The sequence below is a fragment of the Deltaproteobacteria bacterium genome (assembly GCA_020848745.1).
GTDB lineage: Bacteria > Desulfobacterota > Binatia > UTPRO1 > UTPRO1 > UTPRO1.
Window position 1 is genome coordinate 25,340 of sequence record JADLHM010000030.1, and the last position, 25,159, is coordinate 50,498.

21 protein-coding genes are annotated in these 25,159 nt (G+C 69.9%); 7 read left to right on the top strand and 14 right to left on the bottom strand.

What is annotated here, in order from left to right; translation table 11 throughout:
- Positions 1–119: 119 nt before the first annotated feature.
- From IT293_04410 to IT293_04435, 6 genes are all read right to left on the bottom strand, one after another.
- Positions 120–887 (bottom strand): metallophosphoesterase family protein, encoded by a 768-nt coding sequence (locus IT293_04410; protein MCC6763887.1) that lies wholly within the window; start codon positions 885–887, stop codon positions 120–122.
- A gap of 4 nt (positions 888–891) precedes the next feature.
- Positions 892–1,350 carry a PAS domain S-box protein gene (locus IT293_04415; GenBank protein MCC6763888.1) on the bottom strand — a complete coding sequence of 153 codons (459 nt, stop codon included), beginning with the start codon at positions 1,348–1,350 and terminating at the stop codon, positions 892–894.
- Positions 1,351–1,562: 212 nt separating this feature from the next.
- Complete coding sequence (locus IT293_04420) at positions 1,563–1,835, bottom strand: hypothetical protein (GenBank protein MCC6763889.1); 273 nt, start codon at positions 1,833–1,835, stop codon at positions 1,563–1,565.
- A 182-nt stretch (positions 1,836–2,017) separates the two neighbouring features.
- The gene (gene gnd / locus IT293_04425) at positions 2,018–3,037 is read right to left on the bottom strand and encodes a decarboxylating 6-phosphogluconate dehydrogenase (GenBank protein ID MCC6763890.1); all 1,020 of its coding nucleotides are present in this window, start codon (positions 3,035–3,037) and stop codon (positions 2,018–2,020) included.
- Positions 3,038–3,041: 4 nt separating this feature from the next.
- Positions 3,042–3,542, bottom strand: a complete 501-nt coding sequence (gene tsaA, locus IT293_04430) for a tRNA (N6-threonylcarbamoyladenosine(37)-N6)-methyltransferase TrmO (protein ID MCC6763891.1) — start codon at positions 3,540–3,542, stop codon at positions 3,042–3,044.
- A gap of 135 nt (positions 3,543–3,677) precedes the next feature.
- A complete protein-coding gene (locus IT293_04435; GenBank protein ID MCC6763892.1) occupies positions 3,678–5,993 on the bottom strand; it encodes a hypothetical protein in 2,316 nt (771 codons plus the stop codon).
- A 361-nt stretch (positions 5,994–6,354) separates the two neighbouring features.
- Between IT293_04435 and IT293_04440 the strand changes: the two genes are divergently transcribed.
- Entirely contained in the window at positions 6,355–8,778 is a 2,424-nt protein-coding gene (locus IT293_04440; protein MCC6763893.1) for a sodium-translocating pyrophosphatase, read from the top strand.
- A gap of 151 nt (positions 8,779–8,929) precedes the next feature.
- Here the strand turns inward: IT293_04440 and IT293_04445 are convergent, their stop codons facing one another.
- From IT293_04445 to IT293_04455, 3 genes are all read right to left on the bottom strand, one after another.
- Positions 8,930–9,370 carry a PIN domain-containing protein gene (locus tag IT293_04445; GenBank protein MCC6763894.1) on the bottom strand — a complete coding sequence of 147 codons (441 nt, stop codon included), beginning with the start codon at positions 9,368–9,370 and terminating at the stop codon, positions 8,930–8,932.
- On the bottom strand, positions 9,354–9,638 hold the full coding sequence (locus IT293_04450; protein ID MCC6763895.1) for an antitoxin: 285 nt from the start codon (positions 9,636–9,638) through the stop codon (positions 9,354–9,356). The genes IT293_04445 and IT293_04450 overlap by 17 nt, the downstream gene beginning before the upstream one ends.
- A gap of 158 nt (positions 9,639–9,796) precedes the next feature.
- Positions 9,797–10,300, bottom strand: a complete 504-nt coding sequence (locus IT293_04455; GenBank protein ID MCC6763896.1) for a helix-turn-helix transcriptional regulator — start codon at positions 10,298–10,300, stop codon at positions 9,797–9,799.
- Positions 10,301–10,378: 78 nt separating this feature from the next.
- Here IT293_04455 and IT293_04460 point away from each other — a divergent pair, with 78 nt between their 5' ends.
- Genes IT293_04460 through IT293_04470 form a run of 3 tightly spaced genes read left to right on the top strand, consistent with a single transcriptional unit; the run spans position 10,379 to position 14,864 of the window.
- Positions 10,379–12,646, top strand: a complete 2,268-nt coding sequence (locus IT293_04460) for a molybdopterin-dependent oxidoreductase (protein ID MCC6763897.1) — start codon at positions 10,379–10,381, stop codon at positions 12,644–12,646.
- Positions 12,643–12,984 carry a hypothetical protein gene (locus IT293_04465; protein MCC6763898.1) on the top strand — a complete coding sequence of 114 codons (342 nt, stop codon included), beginning with the start codon at positions 12,643–12,645 and terminating at the stop codon, positions 12,982–12,984. The genes IT293_04460 and IT293_04465 overlap by 4 nt, the downstream gene beginning before the upstream one ends.
- Positions 12,981–14,864 carry an FAD-dependent oxidoreductase gene (locus IT293_04470; GenBank protein ID MCC6763899.1) on the top strand — a complete coding sequence of 628 codons (1,884 nt, stop codon included), beginning with the start codon at positions 12,981–12,983 and terminating at the stop codon, positions 14,862–14,864. The genes IT293_04465 and IT293_04470 overlap by 4 nt, the downstream gene beginning before the upstream one ends.
- Before the next feature lie 726 nt (positions 14,865–15,590).
- On the opposite strand, the gene IT293_04475 is transcribed toward IT293_04470, so the two are convergent.
- On the bottom strand, positions 15,591–16,760 hold the full coding sequence (locus IT293_04475) for a hypothetical protein (GenBank protein MCC6763900.1): 1,170 nt from the start codon (positions 16,758–16,760) through the stop codon (positions 15,591–15,593).
- Between the two features lie 305 nt (positions 16,761–17,065).
- Between IT293_04475 and IT293_04480 the strand changes: the two genes are divergently transcribed.
- A complete protein-coding gene (locus tag IT293_04480) occupies positions 17,066–17,998 on the top strand; it encodes a triacylglycerol lipase (GenBank protein MCC6763901.1) in 933 nt (310 codons plus the stop codon).
- A gap of 15 nt (positions 17,999–18,013) precedes the next feature.
- Complete coding sequence (locus IT293_04485) at positions 18,014–19,045, top strand: lipase chaperone (GenBank protein ID MCC6763902.1); 1,032 nt, start codon at positions 18,014–18,016, stop codon at positions 19,043–19,045.
- Between the two features lie 165 nt (positions 19,046–19,210).
- Here IT293_04485 and IT293_04490 read toward each other — a convergent pair whose 3' ends face one another.
- The 3 genes from IT293_04490 to IT293_04500 are packed head-to-tail and all read right to left on the bottom strand — an operon-like array spanning position 19,211 to position 22,303.
- Complete coding sequence (locus IT293_04490; protein MCC6763903.1) at positions 19,211–20,632, bottom strand: APC family permease; 1,422 nt, start codon at positions 20,630–20,632, stop codon at positions 19,211–19,213.
- 19 nt (positions 20,633–20,651) lie between these two features.
- Entirely contained in the window at positions 20,652–21,014 is a 363-nt protein-coding gene (locus IT293_04495) for an SCP2 sterol-binding domain-containing protein (protein MCC6763904.1), read from the bottom strand.
- Between the two features lie 32 nt (positions 21,015–21,046).
- Positions 21,047–22,303: an aspartate aminotransferase family protein gene (locus IT293_04500; GenBank protein ID MCC6763905.1), complete on the bottom strand. Its 1,257-nt coding sequence runs from the start codon at positions 22,301–22,303 to the stop codon at positions 21,047–21,049.
- 166 nt (positions 22,304–22,469) lie between these two features.
- On the opposite strand from IT293_04500, the gene IT293_04505 reads away from it, so the two are divergent.
- The gene (locus IT293_04505) at positions 22,470–22,850 is read left to right on the top strand and encodes a hypothetical protein (protein MCC6763906.1); all 381 of its coding nucleotides are present in this window, start codon (positions 22,470–22,472) and stop codon (positions 22,848–22,850) included.
- 93 nt (positions 22,851–22,943) lie between these two features.
- Here IT293_04505 and IT293_04510 read toward each other — a convergent pair.
- On the bottom strand, positions 22,944–25,159 hold a 2,216-nt coding region (locus IT293_04510; protein MCC6763907.1), incomplete at its 5' end, for a DUF349 domain-containing protein.

Here is a 25,159-nt window from a genome sequence, read left to right on the forward strand (position 1 = left end):
CCCGGGCTGTGGGGACTCAGCCGAGCGGAATTCGATCAGATCGTGGTTGGCGATCTCACACGCCTCCTAATCTGGCCGCCGACCCCTGCAAGGGGTGCTCTTCTCGTAGGATGGTGCGGTTATGGCGCGACCTCGATCACGAGCGATGGATCGAAGGATGCGTTCTCGACGACGCCGCTCTTCGCGTAGCCGCGCGGATTGGCGACGACGCGCGTGCTGCCGACCGTGTAATCGAAGCTGTCGTGCATGTGCCCATGCAGCCACAACCGCGGCTTCCAGCGCAGGATGCGGTCCTCGAGGTCGCTGACGAAACAGGGGTTGAGCGGCGAACCGGCGAAGCGCGGATGGATGCTGCCGCGCGCCGGCGCAAAGTGCGTGACGACAACTGTCGGGCCGTCGTGCGCCTCGCCGAACTTCGCATCCAACCACGCGACCGACTTCTCGAACTCCGCGCGCGACACATCGGGCGTGAAGAGTTCGGCGCGTCCGGGTGCGACCGCGATGCGCGAGAAGTCGCGCACCATCGACATCGCCTGCCGCAGCCCGGCTTCGCGCTGCTGCGCGTCGGCGAACAGCCGATGGTCCGACCACAGCGTGCAGCCAAGAAACCGCACGCCCTCGAAGTGCCACTCTTCGCATTCGAGGACGTGGATTCGCGATCCCTTCGCGTGTTCGCGAAGCTGCGCGATCGTCGTCTCGAGGTCCGAGCCGTAGAACTCGTGATTGCCGGCGACCACCAGCGTCGGCTGCTCGAACTGCCTGGCCCATTCGATCGAGCCTTGCGCCCGGGCCAGATCGCCGGCGACGACGACGACGTCAGCGTCGGTGCGCGGCACCGGCATGGGATGCACCGACAGGTGCAGGTCGGACAAGAGTTGGATCTTCAATCGCTCACCGCGTTCCGGCATCCTTCACCGCCTTTTGCGCCTTCTCGAGCGCGACGCGTTCGGTCGCGTCGCGCGCGACGGCGACCGAGCCGAGCACATGGCCTGCCTCGTCGCGAACGAGCGAGAAGCTCATCTCGACGTAGAGCTTGGCGCCCGACTTGCTCAGCCCGCGCGTCAGCGTCGGGTGGCCGCTCAGGCGCAGCTTGCCGCTCTGCATCGCGGCGTCGAAGCCGCGCCAGTGCGCGACGCGCAGGCGCTCGGGGATGATCAAGTCGAGGCTGCTGCCGATCGCCTCGCTCGCGGTGAAGCCGAACATCGCCGCGGCGGCTGCGTTCCAGCGCTCGATCACGCCTTCGCGGTTCGCGTAGACGATCGCTTCGGCGGTCTGCGCAATGATCTGTTCGGCAAGCGACGCTGCCGCGCCGTCCGGGCTGGCAGGCTCCGTGGTCGAAGCTGAGTCCATGGACCGATCTCCCTTCGCGCGACGGTCCTCGACGGGCGCGCATCCGTTCGGTGGTAGTCTCGCTCGGCGCGTTGTCAGCCTACCCGTTGTCAGACAGTCGGATCTGTACTGCCGCTTGAGTCGTCCTCGACGACGACGACGCGCTCGTCACCGCGTCGATCAACATCTCCGCGGCAACACGATCGGCGGCATGGAGCGGACGCGCCGCTGGCTCACGGGCACTCGCCGCGATGGGCGACGCTGGTGCCGTCGCCGCCGTCTACGCTCGCTTCCTCGCAGAGCAGGCGGGCGCGGGCCGTGACCTTGCAATGGCTCGCGACGCCGAGCTGGGTCTCGAGGCTGGCGAGCGCCGGCGCGACCCGGGCCTCGTCCTTGATCGTGTGGCACTGGAGATGGTCGCGCTGCTGCGCGCCGCTCGGCGCGGCCGCGGTGAGTGCGAGCATCGCCACGATGCCGCTCGCTCGGCTGATCGTCGTCCTTCGCATGATCGATCCTCCTTGGGGGCTGCCGTCGCGCCGCGCGTCGTGACGATCTCGGCGGGCGGCGACGTCGATGGGCGGAGCATACCGCGCGCCGGAAGGTCGGGTCGACGACGAACCAGCGGAGCATCGCATCCCGATGTCGGCGTCGATGTCCACGTCGCATGCGTGTTTCCGATCCCGAGACGTCAGTGGCCTTTCACCTTCTCGTGATGACCACCGAAGGCATAGCGCATCGCGGAGAGGACACGATCCTGGAACTCGGCCTGGCCGCGCGAGGCGAAACGCTCCATGAGCGCCGCCGCGAGGACGTTCGCCGGCACCGCTTCGTCGATCGCGGCGTCGAGGGTCCAGCGGCCCTCACCGGAGTCCGAGACGTGGCCGGAGAAGCCGTCGAGCTGCGGGTCGCTCGCGAACGCGCGCGCGGTCAGATCGAGCAGCCAGGACGCGATCACGCTGCCGCGCCGCCACACCTCGGTGATCTCGGCGAGATCGAAATCGTACTGGTAGTACTCCGGGTCGCGGAGCGGCGTCGTCTCGGCGTCGGCGGCATGCGCGTGCTTCCCGATGTCGGCATGGCGGAGAATGTTCAGTCCCTCGGCGTACGCCGCCATGAGGCCGTATTCGATGCCGTTGTGCACCATCTTCACGAAGTGACCCGCGCCGCTCGGACCGCAATGCAGGTACCCCTCCTCCGCGGTCGACGTCCGCGACTCGCGGCCCGCCGTCGGCTCGAGCCGTCCGCACCCTGGCGCCAGCGTCTTGAAGATCGGAGCGAGGCGCCGCACGACCTCCGCCTCGCCGCCGATCATGAGACAGTAGCCGCGCTCGAGCCCCCAGACGCCGCCGCTCGTGCCGCAGTCGACGTAGTGGATGCCGCTCGCCGCGAGCCGCTTCGCGCGGTCGACGTCGTCGCGGTAGAACGAGTTGCCGCCGTCGATCACGACGTCGCCGGGCGCGAGCTTCGGGACGAGGTCGGCGAGCGTCTGGTCGACGAGCGCCGCCGGCACCATCAGCCAGAGCGCCCGTGGCGGGGCGAGGGCCGCGACGAGCGCGTCGAGCGAATGCACACCGGTCGCACCCTCGCGTGCGATCGCGTCGACCGCAGTCGGCACGACATCGTACGCGACCACCTCCTGGCCGCCGCGCAGCAAGCGCCGGGTCATGTTGGCGCCCATCCGTCCCATCCCGATCATCCCGAGTTGCATGTCGTCACCCTCCTCCGGTCGTGCGTTTCGGTCGCTTGAGCTTCGGCTCGATCCCCGCGGCGAGGTACGGCTCGATCCACCCGTGGCCCGCTTCGGGCCAGGCGTCGAACATCGGCAGATAGGGCTTGATGTCGAGGATCGGGGTCTCGTCGAGGAGGTCGAGGCCGAGGACGTGGATCTCGCCGCGCGCGACGTCGACCGACTCGAGCGCCACGTTGGTGAGGCCGAGCGGCGACGGGCGGTCGGGCGCGCGGGTCGCGAAGAGGCCGCGTTTGGGGCCGCCCCGCGGAGGCCGCACCTTCGATCCCCACCCGCCGCTGCGGTGGAAATGGAAGAGCAGCCAGATCCGGCCGAAGCCCTCCAGGTCGGCCAGCGCCTCGCGAAACTCCGGCGCGATCTCGATGACGCCCTTCGCATCGGCGGCCGCCGGCGGCTGGTGCGGCGCGTCCTCCCGGCGGGTCCAGGGGGTCCGGGCGCAGCCGATGATGCGGAGCTCGAGCGTCACGGCGCTCCCTACTTATCGCTGCGCGGCGCCGGCCGCGACCGCAGGGCTACCTGCCGAGACGCGGCGAGACGGCGCCCCCGGAGAGCGAGCGGTCTCCTCGGGGATACGCTCCGAGACAGCGCCCCGAACGGCGCGCTATTTCACGATCGGGATCCCGCACAGCGGCCCGACCACGTCGACGGCGGACTTCGCCACCGTCAGCGCGCCCGTGAGCGTATTGAACGCGCAGAGATCGAGGCATCCCGATTTGTGGTACCCATCGCAGTCCCAGTGCTTCGCGGGGGGCAACGGGTTGCTGTTGGCCGGATAGAGGAGCGCGGTCTGCGGCGTGGAGTGGTAGCTCAGATCCTTGCAGATGCCGGCCTCGACGAGCGCCGGATGGCAGCGGGGACCCTGCGTACACTCCGCCAGGCCGTGCCCCGGCTGCGGCACGCACATGTCGATGTCGTGCGTCCCCACCCCGACGCAGATGTCGCAGGGGAAGAGGAGATCGCGGTTCAACGCGTTCGGATCGCCGGGCGTGAACGACGGCGGCTCCTTCGGCTGCTCGGGAACCGGCTCCGCGAGGCACTCGGCGATGAAGGTCGGGCCATCGACGTCGCCATGGAACGTGCGGATCGGGCCATCGAAGGACGGAGCGCTGGAGGGCAGCGACGCCGATCCCGCGCGGGCCTCGCGCCATGCTCCGTTCACGCGCGAGTCGTCGTCACCCTTGGTGACGGGAATCGAGAAGTCCGGATGCACGTCGACGAGGGTGATGTCGTCGAACGGCGTCGGCATGTTGATGTACGCCACCAGGTCCATCCCCGCGTCGACCAGGAACGATCCGGCGGCGCTCGCGCCGTCGCGCAGCACGAGCTGCGTGTAGAGGTCGAGGTCGTTGTCGACGCGGTAGCGGAACCCTTCCGACGCGTAGAGGGCGAGCTGCCCGGCGACCGCCGCGTCGGCCTTCGGCTTGATCCAGATCTTGAACGAGAGGTTGACGCCGCTGCTCGTCAGCCACGAAGGCAGGATGTCCGTCGGTGAGTAGCTGATCTCCGCCTCGGCGCGGAGGTGGACGCTCGCTTCCTTCTCCGCGTTGCTGCGCGCCGCCCCGAGGTCGTGGTCCGGTCGGACGGCGTTCGGGTCGCCGGCCGGAGTCCAGGCGCTCGTCCAGGGACGCGGGTCGCGGCTCCCGAGGCCGACCTGACTGTCCCAGCCGATGGCGGAGGTCAGGGACCAGGATTGGGTGGAGAAGAGCACGCCCGGAATGCGTCCGTACCAGTCGGAGAAGTCGACGAACGCGTCGAGCGCGGGATCGTGGAAGCGATAGTCGAGCGGGCCGCGCGTCTCTGCCGACGTGCCGAACGGCGACAGTACCGTGCCGAGCTTCGACCAGAATTGGATCTGCGGCCGCACGTTCACCGGTCCGTACGGCGTCACGACGGTGATCACGGGGGCCTGGAGGCCGAGGTAGCGCGCCGACTCGTTGGCGAGGACGTCGAGCGCGTGCGCGGCTTTGACGGGATAGCTGCCGCACGACCGCCCGACGGGATGGGCGGGGCAGCTCGCCGCGAGCCGCACGACGATGTCCTGCCCGACGCCGGCCAGACACCCGAAGACCGGCACGCAGAAGTCGATGTTCTGGTAGAGGCTCACCATCCGCTGATCGACGTCGAAGGCGCGGAACGCGACCTTCTGGCTGATCGACACGTCACCGATTCCGATGTCCACCCCGGCGACGTTGGTGTGCGGCCCGTTGGCGAGGTCCTTGGCGATACAGAGACCCGCCTGCGCCATGATCTCGCCGCGCCCCCCGAAGTGGTTCCAGCTCGCCGGCTGGGTCACCGAAGGGAAGAGCGACACGCCGGTGAAGATCTCCTGCGCGCGCTTGCCGCAGCTCGCGCTCGTGGACAGGCAGGGCTCGCCCTGGAGCTGCTCGCAGATCTCACCGAGGATCTGGAGCAGCTCATCGGTCGCGGTGGTGCAGGTCGTCGAGCCATAGAGCTGCTGGCCGTCCTCGAGCGGCTCGGTGCCCGGATCGACGAAGCAGGCCTCGGCGATGCCCTTCACCTTGAAGCCGCCCTTGGGCTTGTTCTCGACGGTGCGCGGCAGGGTGAGGCGCAGGTTCAGCTCGCTACAGCTCGCGTTCGTCACACCACGGAGCCGGACCTTGCCGTCGATCCCGTCGCAATCGGTCCAGACGGCGCTGAGCCGCATCCCGAGCCGCCCCGGGCGGAGGTCGGCGGGGACCGGCGGGCAGACGCCCGGGATCGAGACCATCCCATCGGCAAGGAGGACGCCGGACCAGGCGCGCCTGACCGTGCCGTCGCCGACGTCAAGCGGCGCCTCCGCGAACACGAACTGGCCGCCGGGACACGAAATCAGGGGTTTCCGCTTCGCGTGAGCCGGCGCTCCGACCAGGAGCGTCGCGCACAGCACCCCCATGGCTACCGCTCTCGGCGAGGGCATGGCTCCGCGCCTAGTCGACACGGCGCCCGGCACGGGATGACGATTGCCGCCATCGACGCTGATCGCCGCCTGCCGATACCGTGACGGCAGCGTCTCCGGCTGGCCCGCTCCCCCCATGGCGTCCGTCTCCCGGACCGCGGCGCGCTCGCAATTACCGGCGCCGGATGCTACAGAGCGCCGCCTTGTAAGCCGGCCGGGTCGTCGACGGGCGGCGAGTTCGTCGGGAGTGCGCAGAAGCGCTCGCGGGAAGCAGACGTCACGACGTCCCTGCCTTCTCGTCCGGGCGGCCAACCACTCGAAACCTTAGAGGCTGGTCGGACCGTTCCCCTTCCCGCCTCGAGTTTTTGGAGGAGGCACCCGCATGATTCGGGCACGTGTAACGTCATCGTTGTTGGCAGTCGCGGTTTTCGTCCTGGGCGCGGCCGGCATGGCCGGCGCCAGCGAAGCCGAGCTCATCCTTCCGAACCTCGCGTCCGAGAAGTTCCTCGGCACGGACGGCTGGACGCTCCTGCTGGTCATGGGCGGCGTCATCTGCGCCTTCGGCCTCGTCTTCAGCTTCATGCAGTTCAACACGCTGAAGAACCTGCCCGTGCACCGCTCGATGCTCGAGATCTCCGAGCTCATCTACGAGACCTGCAAGACCTACCTGGTCACCCAGGGCAAGTTCATCCTGATCCTCGAGCTCTTCATCGGCGCGATCATGGTCGTCTACTTCGGCTTCCTGATGCACTTCGACGCCGTCAAGGTCGTGGTCATCCTGCTCGCGAGCCTGGTCGGCATCGCCGGCAGCTACGGTGTCGCCTGGTTCGGCATCCGCGTGAACACCTTCGCGAACTCCCGCACCGCCTTCGCGAGCCTCGAAGGCAAGCCCTTCCCGACCTACGCGATCCCGCTCCAGGCCGGCATGAGCATCGGCATGCTGCTGATCAGCGCCGAGCTCGTGCTCATGCTCGCGATTCTCCTGTTCATCCCCGCCGACTTCGCGGGCGCCTGCTTCATCGGCTTCGCGATCGGCGAATCGCTCGGCGCCTCGGCGCTCCGCATCGCGGGCGGCATCTTCACCAAGATCGCCGACATCGGCTCCGACCTCATGAAGATCGTCTTCAACATCAAGGAGGACGACGCCCGCAACCCCGGCGTCATCGCCGACTGCACCGGCGACAACGCCGGCGACTCGGTCGGCCCCTCGGCCGACGGCTTCGAGACCTACGGCGTCACGGGCGTCGCGCTCATCACGTTCATCCTGCTCGCCGTCCCGTCCACACAGGTGAACGTGCAGGTTCAGCTCCTCGTCTGGATCTTCGTCATGCGCCTCATGATGCTGATCGCGAGCGCCGCCTCGTACTGGATCAACGACGCCATGGCGCGCAGCCGCTACCTGAACGCCGACAAGATGAACTTCGAGGCGCCCCTCACCCAGCTCGTGTGGATCACCTCGATCGTGTCAGTCGCGATGACCTACGTCGTGTCGTTCCTGTTGATCCCGGGGCTCGGCGACGGCTCGCTCTGGTGGAAGCTCTCGACGATCATCACCTGCGGCACGCTCGCCGGCGCGATCATCCCCGAGGTCATCAAGATCTTCACCTCGACCGAGTCCGGACACGTCCGCGAGGTCGTGACCGCGTCGCGCGAGGGCGGCGCCTCGCTGAACGTGATCTCGGGCCTCGTCGCCGGCAACTTCAGCGCGTACTGGATGGGCGTCGTCATCGTGTCGCTCATGGGCACCGCGTTCGCGGTGTCGCTGATGGGGCTCGACTCGCTGTTCATCAAGGTCGGCGACCTCACGCCCGCGCCGGTCTTCGCCTTCGGCCTCGTCGCCTTCGGCTTCCTCGGCATGGGGCCGGTGACGATCGCCGTCGACTCGTACGGCCCCGTGACCGACAACGCCCAGTCGGTCTACGAGCTCTCGCTCATCGAGAACGTCCCGAACGTCTCGGCCGAGGTCAAGAAGGACTTCGGCTTCACGCCGAACTTCGAGAAGGCCAAACACTACCTGGAAGAGAACGACGGCGCCGGCAACACCTTCAAGGCGACCGCCAAGCCGGTGCTGATCGGCACCGCCGTCGTCGGCGCCACCACGCTGATCTTCTCGATCATCATGGTGCTGACGCACGGCCTCACCCAGCAGCTCGACAAGCTGTCGCTCATGCACGCGCCCTTCCTGCTCGGGCTCGTCACCGGCGGCGCGGTCATCTACTGGTTCAGCGGCGCGTCGATGCAGGCCGTCGCGACCGGCGCCTACCGGGCCGTCGAGTTCATCAAGCAGAACATCAAGCTCGAGAACACCGAGAAGGCCTCGATCACCGACTCGAAGAAGGTCGTCGAGATCTGCACCCAGTACGCGCAGAAGGGCATGTTCAACATCTTCCTGACGGTCTTCTTCTCGACCCTCGCCTTCGCCTGCGTCGAGCCGTTCTTCTTCATCGGCTACCTGATTTCCATTGCGCTGTTCGGCCTCTACCAGGCGATCTTCATGGCGAACGCCGGCGGCGCCTGGGACAACGCGAAGAAGCTCGTCGAGGTCGAGCTGAAGGAGAAAGGCACCGAGCTGCACGCCGCGTCGGTCGTCGGCGACACCGTCGGCGATCCCTTCAAGGACACCTCGTCGGTCGCCATGAACCCCATCATCAAGTTCACGACCCTCTTCGGGTTGTTGGCGGTCGAGCTCGCGATCACGATGTCGCGGGGCGCGAGCGCGACCCTCGCGGTCGTGTTCTTCGCGCTGTCGCTCGTGTTCGTGTACCGCTCCTTCTACGGGATGCGGATTCCGCTGCACGAGAAGTAGGTCACGCACCAGGGCCGGCGCGCGGCGATCGTCGCGCGCCGGCCCCGATGTCGCCGTGAGCCGGCCGGCACGACCCGGAGCGCCCGGTGAGTGGCCGGGCGACCACCCTCTACTCGCAGTTCCACCCGCGACCAACCGATCGGTGACGCGGTCAGGATGACGCCAGCACCTGGAGACGGAGACCCTTGAATCGCTTGAAGGCCCGATCCGTCGTCACGAGCTGATACCCACCCGACAGAGCGAACGCAGCGAGATACGCGTCCATCCACAGCTTCGGAGAAGCGGTCGCACGCACTGCCAGGGCCTTCCAGCACAGGTCCGTTCCGCGCGGCTCATCCACGAACGAGACACTGCCGCCGTCGAGCCATCCCTCATAGGCGGCCCAGGCCTGCGCATTGCTCAGCGGCTCGATGCCGTAGGGGGCGAGAACCTCCGCCGTGGTCAGCAACCGCAGGAACGACTGTTGAGTCGCGCGGCAGAACATCACCTGATCCACTGCTCCGATCCCATCGAACCACGCCCGCGACGCTCGGTGAAAGCCATGTGTGGACACGGTCAGCGCGAGCCACACGTTGCTATCGGCGAGTTTCAGCATGCCATGACGCTTCTTGTCTGAGCAGAATCTCGGCAGTGCGCTGCGGCGTCATTTCGGTCGCCGCGGTAGCCGGGTGACGGCCCTTGACCAGCGGGAGGCGGCGCTTGCCCTTCCGGGCGGCCTTCTCCGCCGCGCTGGCTGCCCCGGCGACCAGGCCCGCTCGCAGCAGATCCGCCACGGCGTCCTTCAGCTTGCGTCCCTCATGCACGGCTTTCAGCTTGATCTCACGCACGAGATCGCTTGGAAGGTCCACGGTGGTCTTCATGGAAGCAAGCTTCCCAGCTTCCCAGCTTTCCGTCAAGCTGTTCCCATGTGCGGTGCACGGTGTCACATGTGCGAGCTCGCGATCACGATGTCGCGCGGCGCGAGCGCGACCCTCGCGGTCGTGTGCTTCGCGCTGCCGCTCGTGTTCGTGTACCGCGATCAGGCGGGCCGATGAGGCGGCCGCCGTCTCTCCAGCATCCGCACGGTCTGCGCCGTCGCACCGGAACCGGGCGAGATACGGAGGTCCCGGCGCGTCAACGGCCGCCCGTCGGCGTCGGTCACGCGCAGCTTCGGGACGCGCCGGCCGGTCGCGCGGTCCCTCACCACGACGGGCTCCCGCCCGCGGCCGAACACCCACTCGTCGGCCCACTCGCGCAGCGCGGTCAGGACCGGCAGCAGCGCCTCGCCCTTCTCGGTGAGGCGGTACTCGAAACGCTGGCCCTCGTGGCCCACGTCGACACGTTCGAAGACGCCGTGGTCGACGAGGTGCTGGAGGCGGGTCGACAGGATGTTGCGCGCGATGCCGAGGTTCGACTCGAAATCGCCGAAGCGGCGCGTGCCGAAGAAGGCGTCGCGCACGATCAGGAGCGTCCACCAGTCGCCGATGGCCTCGAGCGCCTGGGCGATCCCGCAGTTCATCCCGTCGAAGCGCTTCCTCCCCATGCCGGGAGCCTCGCGCAGATGGTTGCATCATGCAACCTGATGGTCTACCCAATCCGGCGTACCCTGCGAGGAGACCCCATGGCCACCGCATCCATCCCGTCCGACTGGAAATCCAATGCCTGCATCCTGTGCGCCTGCAACTGCGGCATCGAGGTGCAGCTCGGCGGAGCGGACGGCCGCCAGCTCGTGCGTGTGCGCGGCGACGACGCGCATCCCATCTCGCAGGGCTACGCGTGCGAGAAGGCGTTGCGCCTCGACTTCTACCAGAACGGCCCGCACCGGCTGACGAAGCCGCTGCGCCGCCGCGCCGACGGCACGTTCGAGGAGATCGACTGGGACACGGCGGTCCGCGAGGTCGCGGAGAAGCTGGCGGCGGTGCGCGACGCGCACGGCGGCGAGTCGATCTTCTATTACGGCGGCGGCGGCCAGGGAAACCACCTGCCCGGCGCCTACGGCCGTTCGACGAAGAGCGTGCTCGGCGTGCGCTACCAGTCGAGCGCGCTCGCGCAGGAGAAGACGGGCGAGTTCTGGGTCGCCGGCCGGATGCTCGGCGGCTTCTCGAGCAGCGACTTCGAGCACTGCGAGGTCGCGATCTTCCTCGGCAAGAACCCCTGGTTCTCGCACGGCATCCAGCGCGCGCGCGTCACCCTGCGCGAGATCGCGAAGGACCCGCTGCGCACGCTCGTCGTGATCGACCCGCGCCGCACGGAGACCGCCGAGATCGCCGACGTGCACCTCCAGGTGCGCCCCGGCGCCGACGCCTTCCTGCTCGCCGCGCTCTGCGCCGTGCTCGTGCAGGAGGACCTCTGCGCGCGCGAATGGATCGCCGCCCACGCCGACGGCACGGCCGACGTGCTGCCCCACTTCGCGTCGCTCGACGTCGCGGCGTACTGCGAGAAGAGCGGCGTGCCGGAGGAGCGGGTGCGCAGCACCGCGCGGCGCATCGCCCGCGCGTCGAGCGTCGCGTTCTTCGAGGACCTCGGCGTGCAGATGAACCTGCACTCGACCCTGGTGTCGTATCTCCACTACCTGCTGGTGTTGCTCACGGGGAACTTCGGCAAGCAGGGCGCCGCCTACCGGCCGACCTCGCTCGTGCCGCTCGTCGCGGGGCTCGAGCGCCTCGACGCCGATCTGCGCCGCACGCCGGTCACCGGCGCGCGCATCATCGCCGGCCTGATTCCCTGCAACTCGATCCCCGAGGAGATCCTCACCGATCACCCGAAACGCTTCCGCGCCATGCTCGTCGAAAGCGGCAACCCCGCGCACTCGCTGGCCGACAGCGCGCGCATGCGCGAGGCGCTCGCGGCGCTCGACCTCCTGGTGGTGATCGACGTGGCCTTCACGGAGACGGCGCGGCTCGCGCACTACGTGCTGCCGGTCGCGAGCCAGTTCGAGAAGGCGGAGGCCACCTTCTTCAACTTCGAGTTCCCGCAGAACTACTTCCACGTGCGCCGGGCGCTGATGGATCCGCTGCCGGGGCTCTTCTCCGAGGCCGAGCTGCACGCGCGCCTCGTCGAAGCGCTCGGCGCGCTCCCGCAGGACGCCGTCGCGGCGCTGCGCAGCGCCTGGGGCGACGGGCGCGCGGCCTTCCGCACGAAGTTCTTCGAGCTCGTCGGGGCGAGGCCCGACCTACTCGGCGTCGTGCCGGTTCTTCTCTTCCGTGCGATCGGCGATCTGCTGCCGAAGGGCCTCGCGGAGTCTGCCGCCATCTGGGGGCTCTGCCAGATCGCGGCGCAGCGGCAGCGCGAACCGATGGCGCGCGCGGGCTTCGGCGGCGAGCCGGGCGACGCGGGCGACGCCCTCTTCGACGCGCTGATCGGGAGCAGGAGCGCCGTCATCTTCTCGGTCGACGACTGGGAGGAGAGCTTCGCGCGCGTGCACACGCCGAACGGCCGCCTCCAACTCGCCATCCCGGAGCTCTTCAACGAGCTCGACGCGCTGGCCGACGAGCCCGCGCCGGGCGTATCGCCGGAGTTCCCGTTCGTGCTCTCGGCGGGCGAGCGGCGCTCCTTCACCGCGAACACGATCATCCGCAACCCCGCCTGGCGGCGGAAGGACAAGAGCGGCGCGCTGCGCATGAACCCCGGCGATGCGGAACGTGTCGGTGTCGCCGAGGGCGGGCGCGTGCGGCTCTCGACCCGCCGGGGCAGCGCGGTGGTCGACGTCGAGGTCTCGGACCGCATGCAGCCGGGGCACGTCTCGCTGCCGAACGGCCTCGGCCTCGACTTCCCCGACCTCGGCAGGACGGGCGTCGCGCCGAACGACCTCACGCGCATCGAGGACCGCGACTGGCTCGCCGGCACACCGTGGCACAAGCACACGCCGGCGCGGATCGAAGCCCTGTGAGCGCGGCTTCCGGAGACGCGGCCGGCGCGAGCGACGGCGTGGTGCGCGAGGAGGTGCGCGGCCGCGTCCTGGTGATCGAGGTCGATCGCAGCGCCAAGCGGAACGCGTTCACCCCGGAGCTCTTCGATCGCCTGCGCGACGCACTGACCCGCCTCGACGACGACCCGGCGCTGTGGGCCGGCGTGCTCGCGTTCGCCGGCGCGCACACGACGGCGGGCCTCGACCTGCCCCGCTTCGCGGGAGTGTTCGGCTCGGCCGAGGCGGCGCCGCGCGATCCGCGCGTCGACCCCTTCGCCCAGTTCGCCCCCGATTCGAGAGGAGCGCAGGATCCGGCATGAGCGAGCAAGATTCGCAACGCGCCGGGCGCACGACGCGCCGCAGTTTCCTCAAGGCCCTCGGCTCTGCCGCCGGGCTCGCCGCCCTGCCGATCGGAACGTCGCGCGCCGAGGTCCCTTCGGCGCGCGGCGGCGACGACTACGACGTGGTCGTGATCGGAGCGGGCTTCGCCGGCGTCGCGGCCGCGCGCGAGCTCGGGAACGCGGGCCTTCGTACCGTCGTCCTCGAAGCCCGCAACCGCATCGGCGGCCGCACCTTCACCGCCGAGCTCGACGGCCGGCACTACGACCTCGGCGGCATGTGGGTGCACTGGTGCCAGCCCCACGTCTGGGCCGAGATCTCGCGTTACGGGCTCGCGCTCGCGGAGACGCCCGGCGCGGTGCCGGACCGGATCTTCTGGTGGAGCGAGGGCGAGCTGCAGACGGCCGGCATCCTCGACGTTCTGTCGACCGTCGGCGAAGCGTTCTGCGCGAAAGGCTCGACTGCCGGCATGGAGTTCGACGCGCTCGCCGGGTCCGCGCTTCTGGCCGGGCTGATGGCGGATTTCCACGAAGGAGCCGCGACCGCGTTCCCGCTCCCGATGGATCCCTTCGCGAGCATCGCGGAGTGGTCGAAGCTCGACGACCTCTCGGTGCGCGACCGTCTCGACCGCATGGAGCTTTCCACCTCGCACCGCGCGCTGCTCGAAGGGGTCTTCGGCGCGAGCTGCTGCGGCGCGTTCTCCGACTGCGCTTTCGTCGAGATGCTGCGCTGGTGGGCGCTCTCGGGCCAGGACTTCCAGCGCTTCAACGACTACTCGGCGCGCTACAAGATCGAGGGCGGGACCGTGCGCCTGCTGAGCGCGATGCTCGCCGACGCGAAAGCCGACCTCCTGCTCGGCACGCCGGTCCGCCGCGTCGAACAGGACGAGAGCGGCGTGCGCGTGTTCACCGACACGGGCCGCCGTTTCACCGCCGGCGCCGTCGTCGCCGCGCTCCCGATGAACGTGCTCGCGAACGTCGAGTTCGCGCCCGCTCTCGACCCGGTCAAGGTCGCGGCGTCGAAACAGCGGCACGGGGGCTTCGGCGTCAAGGTCTACGCGCGCCTGCGCGGGGAAATCCCGCGCTTCGTCGCGTTCGCCGGAGAGAACGAGCCGCTCTCGATGATGTTCACGGCGGAAGCCGGGAGCGCCGGCGGCACGGTGATCGCCTTCGGCACGAACCCGAACGCCATCGACGTCCACGACGCGAAGGCGCTCGAACCGATCGTGCGCCGCTACCTCCCGCACGTGACGGTCACCGACACGCTCGCGTACGACTGGACCCTCGACCCGTATTCGGTCGGCACCTGGTGCATCCTGAGACCGGGACAGATGTCCGGAGCGCTCGCGAAACTGCGCGAGCCGGCCGGGCGCGTGCACTTCGCGGGAAGCGACTTCGCTCTCGGCTTCCGCGGCTTCATCGACGGCGCGATCGAGAGCGGCGTTCGGACGGCGCAAGAGGTCGCGGCGCTGCTGAATGGCCGGGCAGGCAGTCGCCGCGCCGCGGGGCGGGCCGCGGCGGGTCCTGCGGCAGCGCCGCCGGGAGTCGACGCCGCCGCGAGCAGCGCCGCGCCGCCGCCGGCGAGCCAGATCTGCAAGGCGTGTCATCCCACCGACGCGAACGCGGGCGCGCTCGCCGGGCCGAACCTGCACGGAGTCGTCGGACGCGACATCGCGAGCGCCCCGGGCTTCGCGTACTCGCCGTCGCTCGCCGGCAAGCCTGGCGCGTGGACGCCTCAGCAGCTCGAAGCGTTCCTGCGCGATCCCGCGACGTTCGCTCCCGGAACACGCATGGCCTTCGGCGGGCTCCGGGACGCCGAAGAACGGGCCGCGGTCGTGGAGTGGCTGGCCGGGCTTCGTTGACACGGTAGCGGAGCCGCGGTCCGCGGCGTTGCACGTACAGCAGCGCCCCAGGCCGCCGCGCCCGGCCATTCGCGGAAGTGGCCTCCCGGCCGCGCAGGCCCGGTTCACGACCCCGCATTCCGCCCCTATGGTGCGAAGGTCCTCTGGAGCTGACGCGCGCGGCGACGGGCACCGGCGCGGTCAGTGAGCGGCGGCACCGAACGTCCCGAACGTGATGGTGCTGACGATCACCCCGAACTGCTGACCGGCTAGTCCGGACAGGCGAGTTCGTCGGGGGAAGCCTTCACCGCCGTGAAGCTCCGGTCCTGGACGTAGGTCGTGCTGCCTCCGAAACGGAAGCAGTAGCGCCGTTCGCGACGGGATCGTCCGGGCTTCCGGCTCCTCGTCCGAGATCGATCCGTTGGTCCTTTGGCACGCAGGCTCAAGGCGCGCGGCTTGCTCGCGCCGAGGCTCGCTTGCAGCGCCCCCGCGGAAGATGCTGCCGTCCCACATGTTCACGAAGTAGTCGCCGGCGTCCTCCACGCGGATCCAGACGTCGCTCGTACACTCCAGGACGTTGGTCTCGATCGCGACGATCTCGGCGGCGAGCTCCGCCGACGCCGTGCTCGTTCTGTCGTGCTCGTTCGGAGTCGAGTGGAACGACGACCCGCATGCTCCAGCGCGGTCAGCGCCCGGCCGGCAGGCGCACCTGGCTCTCCTTGGCCGCGGCGATCGTGTGGGTCATGTTCAATCGCCTTCGCGTGCCTCGCGCCGTCCTTTCAGAAGCCGACGACGACCACGGTCTCGGGGCGGGTGAGCGCATACGGCGCGGGCACGCGGCACATCCGCACACTGGCACGCGAACAGACCGAGCGGGTCGCCGCATTGCCCCGGGCACGCGGCGTCGCTCGTCCCGTCGCACTCCTCGGCCGGCGTGTTGACGCGGCGGTCGCCGCACACCGCCGCCGTCGCGTAGACGAAGTCGCCGAGGTCGGGGACGGCTCCGGGATCGGGATCGGGATTGTCCACGATGTCGCGGATGGCGTCGATCAGACAGTCGATACCGTCCCCGATCGTCGGCTGATCCGGTTCGCAGATGCCGATGACCGGCAGGTCGCTCGGCGCGCACGCCTTCTCGACCCGAGCGCGGAGCTGCTGCTCGGCCTTGCCGATCGCCGCCGCGGTCCTGGGATCGGCGGTCGCGCAGTCGGCCGCTCCGAAGCCGCTCAGCTTGCAGACGAGCTCGTCCTCGTGGAACTCGCAGTCCAGCAGGTTGCTTCGGCACTTCTGGATGCTCTTCTGGATCGTGACGAGCAGCTTGCTCGAGCTCTTCGCGATCGTCTGCTGGCATTTCCGCGCCGAGCTCGAGAGTGGACCGGTCGTCTCGGGGTCGTACTGCACCGAGAGGAGGCCACGGCAAAGCGTCCCCGGCCCAGCGTCGGGGCAGTCACCGAGCGTGCCGCACGACTCGCCGAGATTCGTCCCGCCGCCGCAGACTCCGCCGATGCGGCTCTCGTGGCTCCCCTGGATGCACGCGATGAGGTCGTCGACGATGAAGCCGTTGCTCGGGTCGGGGTCGGGGCACGGCCCCGGGTAGCCGATCACGAGCAGGTTCGGGGGGCTCAGCGCACCGAAGTCGCAATGCTTCCTGATGCCGGCGGCGAGCCTGGCGCGCAGCTTCGCGACGGCGTCGGAATCGGGCGCCGCGCACGAGCCGGGCGCCGCGAGGTTGGCGTCGCGACACGCCTGGTGGAGCCGCAACAGCGGACCGAGGAAGCGGATCGCCTCCTTGGCGACCGCCGTCTGACACGTATACTGCGCCTTGCCGAGGAGCGCGTGCGCGGGCGGCGCCGTCCCCAACATCATCCCGACTCCCAGCGCACACGCCACACGCGCGCCGAACGTTCGATCGAGCATGACTCCCTCCTTGGATGTCGAGCGGAGACCGGTAGCGGAGCGACGAGGACGGCACCCCTGCCCGATCGTTGCCGTACTCTCGCGGCGAACGTCGAGTCAACGAAAATCGGCGACTCGGCTCCGCCGCGGAGCGGTTTGGCGCGCGGACCGGACCGGACCAGCCGTCCTCGCGAGCGCTTCCACGCGGAAATCGACGCCGAGTTGCGACGTCGCTCGTTGTGCCGGGCGCGCGACACGTGCTACGCGCCGAGGCGGTCCACGAACCCCAACCTCAGGGAGGAGCGACGATGCGAACAGCCATGCGGATGGTGACGGGTGGCCTCTTGGTGGTCGCGCTCGTACTCGGCACCAGCACGAGCGCAAGCACGTTCTGCCTCTTCAACTGCACCTACACCAAGACCAAGTATCCGATCGTGCTGGAGCACGGACTCGGCGGCTTCGACGAGCTCTTCGGCGTGTACAGCTATTGGTTCGGCATCGTCGGCGCGCTCGAGGACGGCGGCGCACGCGTCTTCACGACGACGGTGAGCCAGCTGAACTCGACCGAGGCGCGCGGCGAGCAGCTGATCGACCAGATCGAGACGATCACGGCGCTCACCGGGAAGCCGAAAGTGAACCTGATCGGACACAGCCACGGTGGGCTCGACGTGCGCTACGTGGCGGCCGTCCGGCCCGATCTCGTCGCGTCGGTATCCTCGGTCGCGACGCCCCACAAGGGGGCCGCGCTCGCCGACTACCTGCGCGCAAACGTGCAGAACGGCTCGTTCACCGAGGCGGTCCTCGCCTACTTCGCGAACTCGCTCGGCACCGTGATCGGCCTCCTCACCGGCCACACGAACCAGCAGGACGCCATCGCGGCGCTGAACTCCCTCACGACGGCCGGCCTCGCGGCTTTCAACGCGCAGTATCCGCAGGGTATCCCGGCGACCGCCTGCGGCTCCGGCGCCGCGAGCGTGAACGGCATCCGCTACTACTCCTGGAGTGGCACCGGCATCCTGACGAACGCCCTCGACGTCTCCGACGGTCCGCTCGCGCTCTCCTCCTTCTTCTATCCCGAGGCGAACGACGGGCTCGTCGGCAAGTGCAGCTCGCACCTCGGAACGGTGATCCGCGACAACTATTTCCAGAATCACCTCGACGAGGTGAACCAGATCCTCGGCCTGGTCTCGATCTTCGAGTCGAGCCCTCCGTCGATCTTTCGCGCCCACGCGAATCGGTTGAAGTCGGCGGGACTCTAGGTTTTCGGCGCCGGCATGCGCCGAGCACTCTTCCTGGCCCTCGTCGCCCTCGCGGCGGCGGGGGCCTGGATCGGCCGCCCGCGTCCCGCCGCGCACGAGGACGGACTCGGCGCGCGCCGCGCCGCGCCGCCCGCGCGGGACGGCGCAGCGCCCGCGCCCGCCGACCCCCTCGCCCCGCCCCTTGCGGCCGGCGACACGCTGCCCCGTCCGCGCTCGCTCCGCGGCACGCGGGTCGACGGCGGATTCGTCGTCGATGCCGACGGCCGCTTCGTGCCGACGATCGACGCCCGACGGCTCTTCGATTACTTCCTGACGGCGACCGGCGAAGTGGCCGCCGACGCGCTGCGCTCCCGCATCGTGCGCGAGATCGAGCGCCGGCTGCCGCCGCAGCCCGCGGCCGAGGCTGTCGCCCTCCTCGACCGCTACCTCGCCTACCGCGCACGGGTCCGCGCGCTCGCCACGGCGGACGCTCCGGACGACGACCTCGATTCCCGCCTTGCGTCCCTGATGGCGATCCGCCGCGAGGCCCTCGGCCCGGAGGCGGCGGACGCGTTCTTCGCAGAGGAGGAAGCCGATGCACGCCGCCTCCTCGAGACCCGCCGGATCGCCAACGATCCGACCCTCGCGCCGGAGGAGCGCGCCGCGCGGGTCGAAGCGATCTTCGCCGCCGGCGAGGCCGACCTGCCGCCAGAGGTGCGCGAGGCCCGCGCGACGGCACGCCTCGCGACCACCCTTCGCGCCGCCGAGGACCAAATCAGGGCCCGCGGCGGTGAGGCCGCCGAGATCGCCGCCGTTCGCGAACGCCTCGCGGGTCCGGAGGCCGCCGGCCGTCTCGCCGCCCTCGACCGCGAGCGCGCCGCCTGGCGGGAGCGCGTGGCCGCATTCCGCACGGCGCGCGGCCGCATCCGACACGACGCGCGTCTCGGCGAGGACGCGCGCGCCGCCGCCGAAACGCGCCTCCTCGAGGAGTCCTTCACGCCGACCGAGCGTCGCCGCGTCGAGGCGCTCGATCGCCTCGCAGCCGACGCGTCGGCCGTCGTCCCATGAGCCCCGGACATCTCCTCGCGCAGGAGATCCGCCACATCCTTCCAGATTGGTTCTTTGAGAACGCTCCGTCCCGCGATTCCTGTAGCAAGCGGCCGTACGTAGTGCTCCCCTCTATCGACTGGTCGGTGGGGAAGCCGCCCGGGTGCTGCCCGGAGCGCTGCGCGCCTACTCTCCGGAGAGCTCTTGCGCGCCGCGGGCCTGCGTCGGGACCGCGCCCGGACGCTTCGTCGCGCCGGCGCGCAGCCGCGGCACGACGACGAGCGTGTAGGCCACGAAGAAGACCACGATCGCGACGTAGATCGCGAGCCCCACGCGGGCCTCGGGCTGCGGCGCGAGAAAGACCGTGGCGAAGAGGAGGGCGAAGATCAGAGCAACGAGGACCGTGCTCACGGGGTGGAAGGGAACGCGGTAGCCGCGCTCGACCCCCGGGGCCTTGCGCCGGAGCCAGATCACGCACGCGGCGGCGAGGGCGAGCATCAGCGCCTCGCTGCCCGCCACGGCGAAGGTGAAGGCGTTGAAGCCGCCGAAGAGGAGCAAGAGCAGCGAGCTCACGAGCGCGACAGCCGTCAGCGCGACCACCGCGGCGGCCGGCGTGAAGTACTCCGGGTGGATGCGCGAGAGCACGCGCGGCATCGTGCGATCGCGGCTCATGGCGTAGAGGAAGCGTGAGGTGGTGAGGATCCCCGCGTTGAACGACGTCATCGAGGCGAGGAAGCTCAGAAGCCCCGTGGCGATGAGAGCCAGCGTCGCGTACGGCCCGAAGACGACCTTGAGGAAGACCACGTGCGGGCGCGCGCCGTAGCTCAGGCCGTCCACCCAGGGCCTGGCGCCGCTCAACACCTCCTTGGGAACGGCGGAGACGAGGGCCAGGTTGAGCAGCGCGTAGATCACCCCGAGGATCAGCACCGAGCCGGCCATGCCGCGGCGGATCGCACCCGGGTCCTCGGCCTCCTCCGAGAGGGCCGTGACCCACTCGAAGCCCGCGTAGAGGAAGATCGCCACGCCCACCGCGGAGACGAGCCCCCCGGCGCTCGCGCCCGCGGCGAAGGGATCGGTCCAGTTCTCGAGCCGCGCGCCGAACTTCGCCAGCGCGACGAGGCTCACGCTGAGCAGAAAGACGAACATCACGCCGGAGAGCACGTCCTGCACGCCCGCCGAGAGCTCGATCCCCCGGTAGTTGATCGCGCCCACGAGCAGAAACGCCGAGATCATATAGGCCCAGACCGGCGGCCCGCCCGGCAGGAGCGCCTCGCAGACGCTGCCGAAGACGTACGCCTCGGCCCCCGAGGCGGCGATGACCGTGAAGATGTAGGTCGCGGACATCGCCGTGGCGAAGCGCTCGCCGAAGGCCTTCTGCAGATAGAGGCGCACACCCGCGGACGAGGGATACATCGCCGAGAGCTCGGCGAAGCTCGCCGAGGCGAGCCAGCAGACGACTCCGGCGATGACGACGGCCATCCAGCCGGTGGCCCCCGGCATGAGCGTCGCCACCTGCACGTCGGCCACGATCGACAGGGTGGCGAAGGCGTAGCCCGCGCCGACGAGCGCCACGCTCGGCGCGGAGAGGACGCGTCTCAGCTCGGCCACGGTACGGCTCCCTACCTCATTATTCTTCCGGCCAGATGATCATCGTGATCGCGTCGAGCTTGATGATGTCTGCCTGATGACCCTTCACGCGGATCTCGCCGTTCAGGTACTTCTGCGTCGGATTCATGCGCCCGCGGAACATGTCGCCGAGATCCTGCGCCGTGCCGAGCACCTCGAGGTCGCAGCGTCCCTGGTGCCCCTCCTCGGCCGGCCCCGCCTTCCCCCCGTCGATGCGCAGGCTCAGCCTGGCTGCCGCGTCGTCGGTGGCCGTGAAGTGGAGCGTCGGGCTCCAGCGCTTGAGCAGCTTCTGGATCCTCGGGTTGTCATTCATCAGGTCGCGAAACGAGTTCGCGGCCTGGATCAGCTCGGCGGCGCTCGACATGATCTTCTCCTCTTCCTGTTCGCTCGCGCGACCTACGCGCTGGTCTTGGCCAGACGGGCCAGAGCCCGATCGAGCGCGTCGAGCAGCTGATCGATCTCCCGCTCCTCGATCACGAGCGGCGGGTAGAGGCGAATCGATGAAGCGTCGTTGGTGGCGAGGATCGCGAAGACCCCCTCGAGCGCGAGGTAGTGGTTCATGCGGTAGCCCGCGTCGGGGTCGCAGAAGCGCAGCGCCGTGGCGAGACCCACCTGGCCGTAGCTCCGCACCTGGGCGGGATAGCGCTCCATGAGCACGCGGTAGCCCGCCGCAAGGCGGTCGCCCTTCGCCCGCACCGCGGCGAGGAAGGCCGGCTGGTTCACGATGTCGATCATCTTCGAGGCCACCACGCAGCCGAGGTCGGGCCCGCCGAAGCTCGAGTAGTGGCTGAAGGGATAGGTCAAGAAGAAATCCGCCACCGTCTCCGAGAAGAGCGTGGCCGAGATGGGGTACATCCCCGCCGAGAGGCCCTTCGCGGAGATCATCAGGTCGGGCACCACGCCCGGGTGCTGCTCGATCCCCCAGAAGGTGCCCGTGCGCCCGAGCCCCGAGACCACCTCGTCGACGATGAGCAGCGCCTCGTGCTGGTCGCAGAGCTCGCGCACCTTGGCGAAGTAGCCCGCGGGGGCCTCGAGCAGCCCCGCCTCGGCGATCAGCGGCTCGAGGATCACGGCCGCCACGTCGCGGTCCATCGTCGCGGCGAGCGCGTCGATCTCCCCGTAGGGCACGCGGGAAAAGCCGGGCACGAGCGGCTCGAAGGGCACGCGGTAATCCGGATTGCCGATCGTGGAAATCGCGAAGCCCGTGCAGCCGTGATAGCACTCCTCGGCGGAGATGATGCGCGGACGGCTGGTGAAGCCGCGCGCGATCTTGATCGCCAGGTCCACCGCCTCGGAGCCCGAGACCCCGAAGGCCGCGCAGTTCACGTCGCCGGGGGTCGTCGCGGCGAGCTTCTCCGCGAGCTTCAGGCGCTCGCGCGACATGAGGAAGTTGTTGCCGATGTCGAGCGTCTCGAGCCCCTCGCGCAGCGCGGCCACGATCTCCGGGTGGCGGCGGCCCAGGTTGAAGACCCCACCCACCGCGAGCGCGTCGAGGTAGACCCTTCCGTCCAGGTCCTTCGTGTAGCAGCCCCAGCGCTCCTCCTCGAAGAGGTCGAGCCCGACGTGCTGCATGGTGCGCACGCGCATGGGCGTGAAGTGGTGCGCGTAGCGGCGCGTGAGATCCTTCTTCTCGGGCGAGGGCGATTCGCTCATGTCGTGGCTCCTCGAAGGCGTCGGCACGGGCGCACCGTTAGCACGTCCCGCACCGAGCGAATAGGTCGTCGCGGCTCGCGCCGATGGCTTGGCCGCGCCGATGTCCTCACATTGAGATCAGCGGAACCGATCGGCCTACAGCGCCTCCAAAAAGTCGGACCAGGGCATGATGTCGATGCCGTCGATCCGGCGTGCGCGCCCCTCGCGGCAGACGACGATCCGGCGGCGGAGCCGCATCTCCTCCGAGAACGCGCGCAGGCCCTTCAGATCGGCCGGGCCGACCGTGGTGCCGGGAGTCGACCTCGAGCGCGCGATGGACGCTGTGGACGTGGTCGAACTCGGTGGCGACGGCGCCGAGCTTCTCCGAGCGGACGCCCGCGACGAGCGTCTCGCGGCGCGCGCGGAGGCGCACCCGATCGGCACCGACCGCGGCCGCCGGCGCGCCGCCGATCACCGACGCGAAGCTGCCCCCGTGGCGCTCGAAGAGTCGCCGCGGCTCGCGACCGGCGCTCCGAGCCACACCTGGATGCGCGCGCCGCGCCGTTAGAGGAGTCCGCGCCCCGACTCATCGCTTCGACTCCGCCCGCCCGCTCTCGCGTCCGCTACTGAGGCACTCTTCGGAGGGGGATCCGGGGTGGGCTCAGCGGCTCTTCGCTTCCGTGGGCCGCCCCGCTCCGCCCGGCGCGCCGGGCCCCTGATTCCGCGCCGATCGCTGCCTCCCCGGACGTCCGCCGCCCGCGTGTCGTTCGCGACGGCCGCGACCTCCCCGTCCCTCGTCGAAATCTTCGGTGGGGCGGACGTGCAGCTTGACATGCTCCATGACCCGCGCGCAGGCGGCCGCGAACCTGGCGGCGAGGGCACGCGTCTCGTCGCTCGGCACCAGGGCGAGCCGCCGCCACGCCTCCTCCGCCTGCTCGACCGTCTTGCGGGCGGCGCGCCATCGCGACTCGTCGGGGCGCACACCCATCGCGTTGTTCGCCAGCGCCGTCCGCAGCCGCTCCGCGAGCGACGCGGCGCTCGATGCGCTCGCCGCGGCGACGGGCGCGTCCCCCTTCACGAGCTGCTCGACCTTCGCGACGAGCTTCTCGAGACGCGCATGCATCGCGTCGGGGTCGAGGTCCGTCCCGGCGAACGCCGCGGACCAGCGGCCGACCAGTGCGGCGAGCGCGATACGCCAGCGTTCGTGGAGCGCCTGCATCTCGGCGCCCTCGACCCGCGGCAGATTCGACAACCCCGTCCGGAGCGACTGCACCCGCGCCGCGAGATCGTCGGGAACCTCCTCGAGCCCAGCCAGATCCTCCAGCGCCGCCACCAGCGCCGCATGCTCGGCGACTTTCTCGGCGGCCGCGATCGTGTGCCGGTCGTGGTACCGAGCGAAGAACGCGTCCGCCGCCGAGCGGAAGCGGTTCCAGATCGCCTCGCGCTGCTCGCGGCCGACGGGGCCGATGGTCTTCCATTCGGCCTGCAGCTTCTTGAGCTCGGACGCGGTCGCATCCCAGTCCGTCGATGCCGCCAGCTGTTCGGCGCGCTCGCACAGGGCCTCCCGGCGCGCCAGGTTCTCCCCCCATTCCTTCTTCTGGGAGCTGAGCGCGCCGCGGCGACCGGTGAAGAAGGTGTTGCACGCGGCGCGAAAACGCCGCGCCAGCTCGCGGCCGGCCTCGCGCGGCGCCGGTCCGGTGTCCTCCCAGGCTTTCTGCAGCTCCCGGAGCCGCGCGGCGGTCCTCGCCCAGTCGGTCGAGTCGGCGAGCGCTTCCGCCTGCTCGACGAGCGTCGCTTGGGCGGCGAGGTTCGCGCTGCGCTCCTGACGCAGCGCCGCGTAGTAGACCTCGCAGCGGCTCCGGATGAAGTCGGTCGCCGCCTTGAAGCGCTCCCACAACCGCCGCCCGACGTGATGCGGGACGGCCGCCACTTCCTGCCATCGGAGGTGGAGCTCACGCAGGGCCTTCGCCGTCGCCGCCAGGTCGCTCGCCGTGCCGGCTTCTTCCTCGGCTTTCAGCGACGCGACGATGGCGTCCGCCATCGCGATGAGCTCTTCCTGCTGCTGGACGTTGGCGAATCGTCGCCAGTCGTCCATGTCGCGCAGCTCCTGCACGCGAGGCGTCACCTGCTCCTGCACCGCACGCAGGGTCGCCACGACCTCGCGCGTCTCCTTCGTCGTGCGCGCGCCGATCTCCCCGATCGCGGCGGCGAGATCGCGGAGCAGTCGTTCGCCTTCTCGCAGGGTGACGGTGTCCGCCGCGGCCGCACGCTTACCGCGCTCGGCCAACCGCACGAGCTTCTCCACCCGATCCTGTGTCGCCTTGGCGGCCGCTTCGCGTGCGGCCGCCTCGTGGGCCTCGAAGGCAGCCGCCACGATCGCCAGGCGATCCGCCAGGTCGGAGACCGGTTGCGCCGCGTCGTTCAGCCTCGCGACCAGCGCGCGCGCCGCGCGGGAAAGGGTCCGCCATCGCGCGACCGCCGTCGGATCGACCTCGCCGGAGAGGCCTTCCGCCTCCACGACCAGGGCGTCGAGCGCGTCGCGATCCTCCCGGAAGGCGACGGCCCGGGCGTGCCCTCGACGGCGGGCGGCGAGCGTCGCCGCGAATCGCGCGGCCAGCTCGGCACCCTCGACTTCGTATTCGACGAGAGGCGCGAGCGCGGCCCATTCGGCTTCGAGCGCATCCAGTCGTTCGCGAAGGTCGTCGCCTTCCATGATCTCGACGGTCCGACAGAGCGCCTCGCGGCTCGCCAGCGCCTCCTCGCGTCGACGTCGCTCGGCGCAGGCCGCCTCGATCTCGCCGCGACGCTGCATGATCCGCGCGCGCGCCGCGTCGGCGCCGGCGGCGAATCGCCGCGCGACCGCCGCGTCCGTGCTCG